General features: G+C 66.5%; 11 protein-coding genes. 3 read left to right on the plus strand and 8 right to left on the minus strand.

Annotated features, from left to right (window positions below; genetic code table 11):
- Positions 1–185 precede the first annotated feature (185 nt).
- From ilvC to H8F01_RS10900, 8 genes are all read right to left on the minus strand, one after another.
- Positions 186–1,205: a ketol-acid reductoisomerase gene (gene ilvC / locus H8F01_RS10865; RefSeq protein ID WP_187059030.1), complete on the minus strand. Its 1,020-nt coding sequence runs from the start codon at positions 1,203–1,205 to the stop codon at positions 186–188.
- Positions 1,202–2,926, minus strand: coding sequence for a dihydroxy-acid dehydratase (ilvD, locus tag H8F01_RS10870; RefSeq protein ID WP_187059031.1), 1,725 nt, complete (start codon positions 2,924–2,926; stop codon positions 1,202–1,204). Before ilvD ends, ilvC begins: the two co-directional genes overlap by 4 nt.
- Before the next feature lie 30 nt (positions 2,927–2,956).
- Positions 2,957–4,054, minus strand: a complete 1,098-nt coding sequence (gene leuB, locus H8F01_RS10875) for a 3-isopropylmalate dehydrogenase (protein WP_187059032.1) — start codon at positions 4,052–4,054, stop codon at positions 2,957–2,959.
- Entirely contained in the window at positions 4,051–4,635 is a 585-nt protein-coding gene (leuD, locus tag H8F01_RS10880) for a 3-isopropylmalate dehydratase small subunit (protein ID WP_187059033.1), read from the minus strand. The genes leuB and leuD overlap by 4 nt, the downstream gene beginning before the upstream one ends.
- Positions 4,632–6,041, minus strand: coding sequence for a 3-isopropylmalate dehydratase large subunit (leuC, locus tag H8F01_RS10885; RefSeq protein WP_187059034.1), 1,410 nt, complete (start codon positions 6,039–6,041; stop codon positions 4,632–4,634). The genes leuD and leuC overlap by 4 nt, the downstream gene beginning before the upstream one ends.
- A complete protein-coding gene (locus H8F01_RS10890) occupies positions 6,041–6,979 on the minus strand; it encodes a branched-chain amino acid transaminase (RefSeq protein WP_187059035.1) in 939 nt (312 codons plus the stop codon). Before H8F01_RS10890 ends, leuC begins: the two co-directional genes overlap by 1 nt.
- Positions 6,980–6,996: 17 nt before the next feature.
- Positions 6,997–8,586, minus strand: coding sequence for a 2-isopropylmalate synthase (locus tag H8F01_RS10895; protein ID WP_187059245.1), 1,590 nt, complete (start codon positions 8,584–8,586; stop codon positions 6,997–6,999).
- A 395-nt stretch (positions 8,587–8,981) separates the two neighbouring features.
- The gene (locus H8F01_RS10900; RefSeq protein WP_338017297.1) at positions 8,982–9,608 is read right to left on the minus strand and encodes a TetR/AcrR family transcriptional regulator; all 627 of its coding nucleotides are present in this window, start codon (positions 9,606–9,608) and stop codon (positions 8,982–8,984) included.
- A gap of 122 nt (positions 9,609–9,730) precedes the next feature.
- Here H8F01_RS10900 and H8F01_RS10905 point away from each other — a divergent pair, with 122 nt between their 5' ends.
- From H8F01_RS10905 to H8F01_RS10915, 3 genes are all read left to right on the plus strand, one after another.
- Positions 9,731–10,300 carry a hydrolase gene (locus tag H8F01_RS10905; protein ID WP_187059037.1) on the plus strand — a complete coding sequence of 190 codons (570 nt, stop codon included), beginning with the start codon at positions 9,731–9,733 and terminating at the stop codon, positions 10,298–10,300.
- A gap of 56 nt (positions 10,301–10,356) precedes the next feature.
- Positions 10,357–11,145: a carboxylesterase family protein gene (locus tag H8F01_RS10910; protein ID WP_238481220.1), complete on the plus strand. Its 789-nt coding sequence runs from the start codon at positions 10,357–10,359 to the stop codon at positions 11,143–11,145.
- Between the two features lie 247 nt (positions 11,146–11,392).
- On the plus strand, positions 11,393–12,394 hold the full coding sequence (locus H8F01_RS10915; RefSeq protein WP_187059038.1) for a LacI family DNA-binding transcriptional regulator: 1,002 nt from the start codon (positions 11,393–11,395) through the stop codon (positions 12,392–12,394).
- Positions 12,395–12,452 lie beyond the last annotated feature (58 nt).

The raw sequence follows: 12,452 nt of genomic DNA on the forward strand, positions 1-12,452 counted from the left end.
CAGGGAGGGGGAATGCGTGCGGGATAGGCACCCCTCATAAGTCGAACAAAAAGCATTTGGTATTGCGAAAATCTCTCCGTGTCGTCATCCCCGCGCAGGCGGGGATCCAGTGCCCTTGTGTTCTTGCATCAACCCATAAGTCACTGGATTCCCGCCTACGCGGGAATGACGAGCAAAAAGGCGAATCAGCCCACCTTCTTGAGCGGCTCGGCCGCCGGCTTGGGCGCATTGGCCTGCAGCCACGGCATGCGCGCGCGCAACTGCGCACCGACCTTCTCGATCGGATGCTCAAGGTCAGCCTGCTTGAACTTCTGGTAGTTCGGCAGGCCAGCCTTGTGCTCGGCGATCCAGTTCTTGGCAAAAGTGCCGTCCTGGATATCCTTCAGCACGTCCTTCATGCGCGCCTTGGTGCCGGCGTCGATCACGCGCGGACCGCTGACGTAGTCGCCGTACTGCGCGGTTTCGGAGACGAACTCCAGCATGCGGCTGATGCCGCCTTCGTAGAACAGGTCCACGATCAGCTTCAGTTCGTGCAGCACTTCGTAATAGGCGATTTCCGGCTGGTAGCCGGCTTCCACCAGCGTCTCGAAACCGGCCTGCACCAGCGAGCTGGCGCCGCCGCACAGCACGGCCTGTTCGCCGAACAGATCCGTTTCGGTCTCTTCCTTGAAGTCGGTCTTGATCAGCAGGGCGCGACCGCCGCCAATGCCATCGGCATAGGCCTTGGCCTTGGCTTCGGCGTTGCCGCTGACGTCCTGGTGGATCGCCCAGATGCTGGGCACGCCACGGCCAATTTCGTACTCGCGACGCACCAGCGCGCCCGGACCCTTCGGGGCCACCAGGATCACGTCGATGTCCTTGCGCGGGTCGATCTGCTTGAAGTGCACGTTGAAGCCGTGCGCGAACAACAGCGCGGCACCCGGCTTGATGTTCGGCTCGATGCTTTCCTTGTACAGCGCCGGCTGCACCATGTCCGGGGTCAGCACGGCGACCAGGTCGGCGTCTTTCACCGCGTCACCCGGCTCGGCCACGTTGAAGCCTTCGGCACGGGCCTTTTCCCACGAGGGTCCGTTCTTGCGCAGGCCGACCACGACGTCGAGACCGGAGTCGCGCAGGTTGAGGGCGTGGGCGCGGCCCTGGCTGCCGTAGCCGAGGACGGCGATGCGGGCCTTGGCCAGCGTGTCGTTGGTATTGCTGCTGCTCATGCGGTGACTCCTGCGGTCGTGTCTTCGTTGACGTGTGTGTTGGAAGCGGAAGAAGCGGATGGACTGCGTGCTGCAATGGGTTGCGTGGTGGCGCCATCGGAGGCGGAACCCACCAGCGAGACGTACTTGGCCAGCGCGCCGCGCGTGACCTTGGGTGCCGGCGGCTGCCAGCTGGCGCGACGCGAGGCGAGGTCGGCGGTGGTGCTGATCTCGCGCGTGTCGGCGTCGATGCGGATGCGGTCGCCTTCGCGCAGCAGCGCGATAGGGCCGCCACGCGCGGCTTCCGGTGCGATATGGCCCACCATGTAGCCGTGGGTGGCGCCGGAGAAACGGCCGTCGGTGATCAGGGCAACGTCGTCGCCCAGCCCGCGGCCGATCAGGGCGGCCGTCACGCCGAGCATTTCGCGCATGCCCGGGCCGCCGGCCGGACCTTCGTTACGGATGACGATGACGTCACCCTTCTCGATGGTGCCGCCCTGCACGGCGGCAAAGGCCTGCTCCTCGCTCTCGAAGACGCGTGCGCGGCCTTCGAAGTGATTCGCGCCCTTGCCGGCGAGCTTGAGGATGCAGCCTTCCGGTGCGAGGTTGCCGTACAGGATGGAATAGCCTCCACGCGGCTTCAGCGGCTGGGTGACCGGATGCACCACGTCCTGCGTTTCGGCGTGCGGTGCGGCGGCGGCTTCCTCGAACAGGCTGCGGCCGGTAACGGTGGGTGCATCCACCAGCATGCCGGCGCCGATCAACTCCTGCGCCACGCGTGCGGCGCCGCCGGCGCCGAACATCTCCACGGCGGTGTAGCGGCCGCCCGGCAGCAGGTCGGCGATCACCGGCGTGTGCTTGGAGGCGGGTTCGAAGTCTTCCAGCGTCCAGCGCGTACCGGCTTCGCGAGCGATGGCCAGCAGGTGCAGCACGGCATTGGTGGAACCGGCGGTGGCGGCGACCATGCGCGTGGCGTTGCGGAACGCGTCTTCGGTGAGGAATTCGCGCGGCGTGCGGTTCTCGCGCAGGCAATCCATCACCAGCTCGCCGCAGCGACGCGCGGCGGCCGTCTTGGCCGGATGCGTGGCGGGAATGTCGTTGAAGCCCATCGGCGACAGGCCCAGCGTGGTCAGCACCATCGCCATGGTGTTGGCGGTGAACTGGCCACCGCAGGCGCCGGCGCCCGGGCAGGCGTCACGCTCCACCGACGTCAGCTCGGCATCGTCGATCTTGCCCGCGCCATGCGCGCCGACCGCTTCGAACACCTGCTGGATGGTGATGGGGTGGTTATCGTGCGTGCCGTGGGCGATGGTGCCGCCGTACAGCGCAACGCTGGGGATGTTCAGGCGGGCCATCGCCATCGCCGCGGCAGGGATGGTCTTGTCGCAGCCGCACAGCACCACCATGGCATCCAGGCAATGGCCGTCGACGGCCAGCTCAATGGAGTCGGTGATCACCTCGCGGCTGATCAGCGAAGCGCGCATGCCGGGCGTACCCATGGCGATGCCGTCGGTCACCGCGATGGTGTTGAACTCGATGGGCGTGCCGCCGGCGGCACGGATGCCTTCGGCGACGTGCTCGGCCAGCTCACGCAGGTTGAGGTTGCACGGGCTCACGTTGGACCACGTGTGCACCACCGCCACCAGCGGCTTGGCGATGGCGGCATCGTCCAGGCCGGTGGCGCGCAGCATGGCGCGCGCCGGGGCACGGTCGGGGCCGGTCTTGATCAGGTCACTGCGCATGCACGTTCCTCGGGAAAGTCGGAGAAGAGATCAGCCGCATGCGCGCCCCCAGCGGAGGAAGGCCGCGGCATTGCATGCGTGTTCGTCGATGGCGGCCAGCACGGCTTCCAGCACGGCCTGCGTGCCGGCGCTGCCGCCGATGTCGCGCGTGTGCGGGCCGTGCTCCAGCACGTCCGCCACGGCGGCTTCCACCGTGGCCGCTTCCTGCTCCAGGCCCAGCGAGTGACGCAGCAGCATCGCGGCGGAGAGGATGGCGCCCGTGGGGTTGGCCACGCCCTGGCCGGCGATGTCCGGTGCGGAACCGTGGATCGGCTCGTACAAGCCAGCCTTGGCCTCGCCCAGCGAGGCCGACGGCAGCAGGCCCAGCGAACCAGCCAGTGCGGCGGCTTCGTCGGTGAGGATGTCGCCGAACAGGTTCTCGGTAACCACCACGTCGTACTTGCCCGGCTGCGTCAGCAGCAGCATGGCCATGGAGTCGACCAGCTGGTGTTCCAGCTTCACGTCCGGGAATTCAGCGGCAACGCGCTGCACCGTGCTGCGCCACAGGCGGGAGGTTTCCAGCACGTTGGCCTTGTCCACCGAGGTGACGTGCTTGCGGCGCTCGCGGGCCAGCTGGAACGCACGTCGCGTCACGCGTTCCACTTCAGCGACGGTGTACTTGCATTCGTCGGTGGCGGTGTCGATGGTGCGCGTCTTGGCGCCGAAGTAGGCGCCGCCGGTCAGTTCGCGCACGAACAGCACGTCAACGTTGTGCAGCTTCTCGTTCTTCAGCGGTGACAACGCGGCCAGTGCCGGGTGCACCTGCAGCGGGCGCAGGTTGGCGTAGACGCCCAGGGCCGCACGCAGCGCAAGCAGGCCTTGCTCCGGACGCACCGGTGCACTCGGGTCGGACCACTTCGGGCCACCCACCGCGCCCAGCAGCACGGCATCGGCCGCCTTGCACGCGTCCAGCGAGGCGGCCGGCAACGGTTCGCCCGTGGCATCGATGGCGCAGCCGCCGATCAGGTGCTCTTCGAAATGGAAGTGATGGTCGTAGTGCGCGGCGACTGCGTCGAGCACGGCCACGGCCGCTGCAGTGACTTCAGGACCGACGCCGTCGCCGGGCAAAGTGACGATGTTCGCTCTCATGCAGCTTTCTCCACGCGTTGTTCGTAGGCGGTGATGGCGTCGGCGTGCTGCTGGAGATAGCCCAGCTGGTCCACGCCGTTGAGCAGGCAGTGACGTGCAAACGGTTCGAGCTGGAAGCGGATGTGGCCGCCGTCCGGCAGGGCGATGACCTGTTCCTTCACGTCAATGGTCAGTTCGATGCCGGGGTTGGCGAGCAACCAGCGGTGCTCGGCTTCGTCCAGCACGATGGCGAGCAGGCCGTTCTTCAGCGCGTTGTTGCGGAAGATGTCGGCGATCTCGCTGCACAGCACGGCATGGATGCCGTAATCCAGCAGGGCCCACGGCGCGTGTTCGCGCGAGGAGCCGCAACCGAAGTTGCGACCGGCGACCAGGATGGAGCAGCCCCTGGCCTTCGGCTGGTTCAGCGGGAACGCCGGGTTGTCGCTGCCGTCGGCCTGGTAGCGCCAGTCGTTGAAGCACAGCTTGCCCAGGCCCGCGCGCTCGGTGGTCGTCAGGAAGCGCGCGGGGATGATGCGGTCGGTGTCGATGTTCTCGTCCGGCAGCACGGCCGTGCGGGAGTGGAGGCGGGTGATCGGCTTCATGCGGCAGCCTCCGTCATGTATTCGCGTGGATCGGCGATGCGGCCAGCCACCGCAGAAGCGGCGGCGGTGGCGGGGCTCGCCAGCACGGTGCGCGCACCCTTGCCCTGGCGACCTTCGAAGTTGCGGTTGGAGGTGCTCACCACCAGCTGTCCCGGCTGTGCGAAGTCACCGTTCATGGCGATGCACATGGAACAGCCCGGCTCTCGCCACTCGGCGCCGGCCGCGGTGAACACGTGATGCAGGCCTTCGCTTTCGGCATCGCGGCGGACGGCTTCGGAGCCCGGCACCACCAGCATGCGCACGCCGTCGGCAACATGGCGGCCGCGCAGCACGTGGGCGGCCTCGCGCAGGTCTGACAGGCGCGAGTTGGTACAGCTGCCCACGAACACCACGTCCACCGGCGTGCCCTGCATCGGCTTGCCAGCTTCGGCCTGCATGTAGTCGAGGGCGCGCTTTTCTTGCGGATTGCGTGCGGCAGGCACCGGCTTGTCCATGGCGATCGCCATGCCCGGGTGCGTGCCGTAGGTAACGGTGGGGCGGATCTTCGCCGCATCGATGCGCACTTCGCGGTCGTACTGGGCACCATCGTCGGTACGCAGCGCCTTCCAGCGCGACACGGCGGCATCCCACGCAGCGCCCTGCGGTGCGCGCGGACGACCCTTCAGCCAGGCGAAGGTGGTGTCATCCGGCGCGATCAGGCCGGCGCGTGCGCCCGCTTCGATCGACATGTTGCACACCGTCATGCGCTCTTCCATCGACAGCTTCTCGATGGCCTTGCCGCGGTATTCGATGACGTAGCCGGTGCCGCCGTCCACGCCGATCTCGCCGATGATGTGCAGGATCAGATCCTTCGCGCCTACGCCGGCCGGCAGGTCGCCGTCGACGTGAATCGCCAGCGTCTTGGCCTTGCGCTGCAGCAGGCACTGCGTGGCCATCACATGGCCCACTTCGGTGGTGCCGATGCCGAACGCCAGTGCACCGAACGCACCGTGCGTGGAGGTGTGGCTGTCGCCACATACGATGGTCATGCCCGGCTGCGTTGCGCCCAGCTCAGGGCCGAACACGTGGACGATGCCACGGTCGTTGCTGTCCCAGCCGTGCAGTTCCACGCCGAACTCGCGGCAGTTCTTTTCCAGCTGCGACACCTGCGCCTTGGCTTCGGCATTCGCGTACGGACGCTCGCCATCCGCGCCAGCGGGCAGGGTGGGCGTGGAGTGATCCAGCGTGGCCAGCATGCGATCGGGACGACGCAGCTTCAGGCCGCGCTCGCGCAGTTCGCTGAAGGCCTGCGGCGAGGTGACTTCGTGCACCAGGTGCAGGTCGATGTAGAGGATGGCCGGCGTGTCATTGCTTTCAGCAGCAACGACGTGGGCGTCCCAAACCTTTTCGAACAGGGTCTTTGCCATTACGCAGCCTCCTGCGCGGCTTCGACCTGCACGGGGGTCAACCATCCCCACTTGTCTTCGGTGGTGCCGTCAAACAGGCCGAAGAACGCCTTCTGCAGCGCGCGCGTGATGTCGCCGGGACGGCCCGCGCCGACCTGCTTGCGATCCACCGACCGCACCGGGGTGATTTCGGCGGCGGTGCCGGTCATGAAGATCTCGTCGGCGGTGTACAGCGCTTCGCGTGGCAGGTCGCGTTCTTCCACGGCAATGCCCAGCTCGCCGGCCAGGGTCATCACCGACTCGCGCGTGATGCCGGCCAGGATGCCCGCGCTGGTCGGCGGGGTGAGCAGCTTGCCGTTCTTCACCAGGAACAGGTTCTCGCCCGCGCCTTCGCTCAGCAGGCCGTTGTGGCCCAGCGCGATGCCTTCGGCGTAGCCGCCGCGACGCGCTTCCAGCGCGATCAGCTGGCTGCTCAGGTAATTGCCGCCGGCCTTGGCCCAGCTCGGGAAGGTGTTGGGCGCCGGGCGGTTCCACGAAGAGACGCACACATCCGCACCGTGCTCGATGGCGTCGCCCAGGTAGGCGCCCCATTCCAGCGCCATGATGGCCACGTCCACCGGCGAATCCGCCTTGGGCAGCACGCCCAGGCCACCTGCACCGCGGAACACGATGGGGCGCACATAGGCCGACTTCATGTGGTTCGCGCGGATCACTTCGTGACAGGCCGCGTTGATCTCTTCTTCGCTGTAGCCGATCTCGATCTCGTACACCTTGGCCGACTCGAACAGGCGGCGGGTGTGGTCGGCCAGGCGGAAATAGGCAGGGCCCTGGGGCGTGGCGTAGACGCGTTCGCCTTCGAATACCGAGGAACCGTAGTGCAGGGCGTGGGTGCTGACGTGGACCGTCGCCTCGGTCCAGGGTTTGATCTGGCCGTTGTGCCAGAGAAAGGGCGTTGTCATCTCGGGACTCCTCGGTATTACAGGCTGGCGACTGCAGCCCGTTGCGATGCGGGTTGTTGTCGTTCGATGCGGTTGACGATGGCGAGCGCGGCGTGCGCGGTCGCTTCGATGATGTCGGTGCTCACGCCGGAGCCGCGCCAGTCGCGCTCGCCATGGCGTGCGGTGAGCTTGGCCTGGCCCTGCGCGTCACCACCCTCGCTGACGGCGCGCACCTGGAACTGGGTGACGTCCAGCGTGGTGCCGGTGGCGCGTTCGATGGCGCGCAGCACGGCGTCCACCGGGCCGTCGCCGATGGCGGCTTCACCCACTTCGTCGCCGTTGTCGTGCGTCAGCTTCACCGACGCCGAGGCGCTGCCGCCCAGGTGCGAGTTGGTGTTGAGCTGCACGATGTGCCACGGGCCGGTTGCTTCCGGGTCCATGCCCAGCGCGATGGCTTCCAGGTCTTCGTCGTGCACTTCGCGCTTCTTGTCGGCCAGCGCCTTGAAGCGCGCGAAGATGCTGTCCATCGCGGCCTCGTCCACTTCATGGCCCAGGGTCTGCAGGCGCTGGCGCAGCGCGTGGCGACCAGAGTGCTTGCCCAGCACCAGCTTGGTCTCGCCCATGCCTACGTCCTGCGGACGCATGATTTCGTAGGTGCCGCGATGCTTGAGCATGCCGTGCTGATGGATGCCCGACTCGTGCGCGAAGGCGTTGTCGCCGACGATGGCCTTGTTGCGCGGCACGGCCTGGCCAGTCAGCTGGGTCAGCAGGCGCGAGGTGGGAACCAGCTTGCGCGTGTCGATGCCGGTTTCCACGCCGTAGTAACCGGGGCGCACGCGCAGCGCCATCACGATCTCTTCCAGCGAGGCATTGCCGGCGCGCTCGCCGATGCCGTTGATGGTGCACTCCACCTGGCGCGCGCCCGCCGACACGGCGGCCAGGCTGTTGGCCACGGCCATGCCCAGGTCGTCGTGGCAGTGGCTGGAGAACACCACCTTGTCGGCACCGCGCACGTGCTTGCGCAGATAGGCGAAGCGCTCGGCGATTTCAGCGGGCGTGGTGTAGCCGACGGTGTCGGGTGCATTCACTGTGGTGGCGCCGGCGGCGATGGCCGCGCTGAACACCTCGACCAGATATTCCGGTTCGGTGCGCATGGCGTCTTCGGCGGAGAACTCCACCTCGTGGCAGAGCTTCCTGGCGCGCTCGATGGCGGCGCAGGCCGTATCGATCACCTGCTGCTTGCTCATGTTGAGCTTGTGCTCGCGATGCAGCGGGCTGGTCGACAGGAACAGATGGATGCGCGAGTGGCGGGCGGCTTCCAGCGCGCGGCCGCAGGCGTCGATGTCGCCGTCCACGCAACGCGCCAGGCCGCACACGGTGGGGCCACGCAGCACGCGGGCGATTTCTGCGACGGAGCCGAAGTCATCGGGCGATGCGCTGGGAAAGCCCGCCTCGATGATGTCCACGCCAAGAGCTTCAAGCGCGTGCGCCATGCGGAGTTTGGCGCGCCGGTCCATGGAAAAACCGGGCGCCTGCTCGCCGTCGCGCAGGGTGGTGTCGAAAATGCGCACGCGTTCGGCGGCTACATCGCCCACGTCGCTGCTCTCGTTGCTGGTATTGGGGGTCATCATCTGGCTCCGCTGGTACGTGCCGTTGGGCAACAAAAAACCCCGCATCCGTTACCGGGTGCGGGGTTTGTTGGTGGTATCTAGGTCAGTTTTGCTTTACCTGGACACACGCCCTCAGCCCGCACCTCCGTTGGTAATAAGGAGTACGAGTACAAGGGCAAGAAGGAGGTTGTTGCGAAGGCGCAGCACGCCGTCGAAGGTCGGTGGACCAATCGGTTCGGCTATGCGTTCGTGGCTGTTGCGCTGCGACATGCAACCGACCCTAACGGCCGGTGCGAGGGGTTGTCAACAGTTTCTTTTGAAAATTTCACATCCGCGTGTCGCGCCGCACATTCGGACGTCCAGATGGCCGAACGACTCGCGCGTGCACGTCGCACGCGCGAGGAGCCGTGAAATCAGCGGCGCGTGGCCAGCTCGCGCAGATACAGCGAAAGGGCTTGCTGCAGCTGGTTTTGCGCTGATTTCCGCAGGGCGATGGGTTGTTCGTTGTCGAGGGCCACGGCGGCCTTCATCAGCTGCTGCACCACCATGGCGGCGGGGCGAAGTTCGCCCGCGGGAATGCCGGGGGCATGGATCGCAAGGATCTGGCTGAGGTAATCGCGCATGCGCTGGCGAATGGTGCGAGCCAACATGGAGGGCAGGGTGCCGGCGACCTCCACCAACGCAACAAAGGCCGGATGTTGCTTGCGGTAATCGGCAAAGGCGCGCAGCAGGTGAGACGCAAGTTCTTCCGTGGTCCAGCCGGCGGTCTGGGCGACCAGCTGCTCCATGTGCGCGTTCAGACCGTTGGCGTGGGTGGTGATCAGGGCCTCGGCTACCGACTCCTTGGTAGGGAAGAACTGATACAGCGAACCGATGGAGGCACCGGCGCGGGCAGCGATCTCGGTCATCGTGGTGCCATCGAAACCTTTTTCGACGAAGCAGTCCGAGGCGGCCGAAAGCAGCGCGGCCACCCGTTCGTGGCCGCGGCGGCGGCTGGGCGCGCGCCCTCCCTGGCTTGTGTTTTGTGAGGACATCCTCATAAACTCCAATGTGAGGCTACCCTCACATATTAGTCTTCCCCGCAGACGCCGTGACGCTGCATGAACCGGGCCGATTCTACGCTGATGCCTGCCCGATCACGGCATATCCCCTGGAGTTACCGATGGAAAAGCTTGATCCCCGTACCACCGCGCTGGTCCTGATCGACCTGCAGAAGGGCATTGCCGCGTTCGCCGGTGGCCCGCATACCAGTGCGGAAGTAAACGCCCGCGCCGGTCGCCTGGCGGCCCGTTTCCGTGAACTGGGCGCACCTGTGGTGCTGGTGCGCGTGGGCTGGTCCGCCGATGGCGGCGACATGCTGCGCCCGCTGACCGATGAGGCCCCGCGCCAAGTGACGCTGCCGGACAACTGGCTGGAATACGCCGACGAGCTCAACGTGGCCGATGGCGATATCCACGTGCTCAAGCACCAGTGGGGCGCCTTCTACGGCACCCAGCTGGAACTGCAGCTGCGTCGCCGCGGTATCACGCAGATCGTGCTGGGCGGCGTGTCCACCAACATCGGCGTGGAATCCACCGCGCGCCAGGCGTTCGAACTCGGCTTCCATCAGGTGCTGGTCGAGGACGCCATGAGCTCCTCCAACGCTGACATGCATCAGTTCGCCGTGCAGAACATTTTCCCGCGCCTGGGCCGGGTGCGTTCCACCGAGCAGGTGCTCGCCGCGCTGGCCTGATTTGCCCGACCGTCTGTACTCTCCCCCAGGCCTGAGCGTCAGGCGGGAGAGCAGACATGATGTTGAAACACGTGGGGTGGATGGCGGCGTTGTTGTTGGGCGTGGCGTGTTCGGCGCGTGCCGACGAAGCGCATTTCACCGCTAGCGAGGTGACGGTGAATGGCCATCGCCACGCCTACCAGGTGTTCGTGCCCCATGGCTGGTCCGCCGATCGCGCGTGGCCGGTGGTGCTGTTCCTGCACGGCAGCGGCGAGCGCGGCAGCGACAACGAGGCCCAGCTCAACGCGGGCCTGCCGCCGTGGCTGAAAGCGCACGGCGCCGATTTCCCCGCCGTGGTGGTCGTGCCCCAGGCACCCGACGACACCGTGTGGAGCGGCGAGGTGGAGCGCGCGGCCATGGCCGCGCTGGAACAGAGCATCAAGACCTGGCACGGCGACCGCTCGCGCCTTTACCTCACCGGCTTGTCGATGGGCGGTTATGGCGCCTGGCAGCTGGCGGTGGATCACCCGGGCATGTTTGCCGCCGCCGTGGTGATCTGTGGCGGCGTGCAGTCACTGGACGACATGCCGGAGCTGAAGGTTTACGGCGCGCCCGCCGGCGCTGGCGCGTTCGACTGGGTGGCGCAACGCGTGCAGCCCATGCCGGTGTGGATTTTCCACGGCGCCGCTGACGACCAGGTGCCCACCGAAGAGTCGCGCGCCATGGACAAGGCCCTGCTCAAGGTAGGCGATCCGGTGCGTTACACCGAATATCCCGGCGTGGGCCATGGCTCCTGGCTGCGCGCTTACGACGAGCCCGAACTGTGGCCGTGGATGTTCAGCCAGCGGGTGAATGTCTTGCGCTGACCCGGCCTGGGTTGCGCCGAAGGCCGCAAGGTCTTCCCGTCATGAGACGCGTCATGTTGCGGTGCGGTATTTAGTTGCAGCGCAATCGCATCGCGCCGCCAAGCCATTTGCGCCGAGTTGGCCGACATCTCCGGCTAAAAACCTTCCGCACTGCACAGAAATAACCTTCGCAAGCTCGCTTTACTTCATTTCGTGAAAACGTTTACGCTCGTTTGAAATAAGAATTTTCTTACGGCGCGGTGAGGGAATGAAGAAGGCGACCATCAAGGACGTGGCTCGGGTGGCGCAGGTGTCAGTCGCGTCGGTATCCCGTGCCCTCAACAGGCAAGGTGGCGTGACCGCTGAGACGGTCGAACGCATCCGCGCGGCCGCCCGCCAGCTGCGCTACATCCCCGACAACGCCGCCCGCAGCCTGATCACCCGCCGCACGCATACCGTCGGGGCCCTGCTGCCCGACCTGTATGGCGAATTCTTCTCCGAGCTGATCCGCGGCATCGATCTGGCGGCTCGCGCCCGTGGACTGCAGCTGCTGGTATCGAGCTCGCACGACGGCCTGGAAGATGCCTCCGCCGCCATGCGCGCCATGCTCGGTCGCGTGGACGGCATGTTGATCCTCTCGCCCTGGGTCGACCAGGCGTTTCTCGAGGCCAACCTGCCCGGCGACCTGCCCACGGTGCTGATGAACAGCCCGGTCGAAGGCGGCGAGCACGACGTGATCAATATCGACAATCGCGGCGGCGCCCATGCCATGACGGAGCATCTGCTGCGCAAGGCCGGCCACCCGACCGTGACGTTCATTGCCGGTCCCGCCGGCAACTACGACTCCGTGCAGCGCGAACTGGGTTATCGCCAGGCCATGGCGGAGTTTGCGCCGAAGGCCGCGGTGGATGTGGTGGCCGGCAGCTTCACCGAGGAGTCGGGCTATCACGCCGGTCGCGAACTGCTGGCGCGCAAGCAACGTCCGCGCGCCGTGTTTGCCGCCAACGACATGATGGCGGTGGGTTGCCTTTACGCCTTCAAGGAAGCGGGCCTGCAAGTGCCCCAAGACATCGCACTTGCCGGCTTCGACGATATCCCGATCGCGCGTTACCTGACGCCGTCGCTCAGCACGGTAAGCGTACACATTGCCGAACTGGGCCGTAACGCGCTCGAACGACTGGCCGTGCAACTGGATGGGCACGAACGGTCGCACACCACGGACACGCTTGGTTGCGCGGTCGTGATCCGGCACACCTGCGGCGCCAGTTAAGAGCGTCGTCTAGACCAATAAACCAAACCAGGGCGCAAGCCCGTTCGATTTCAGATCG

The sequence above is a fragment of the Dyella telluris genome, from assembly GCF_014297575.1.
Lineage (GTDB): Bacteria > Pseudomonadota > Gammaproteobacteria > Xanthomonadales > Rhodanobacteraceae > Dyella > Dyella telluris.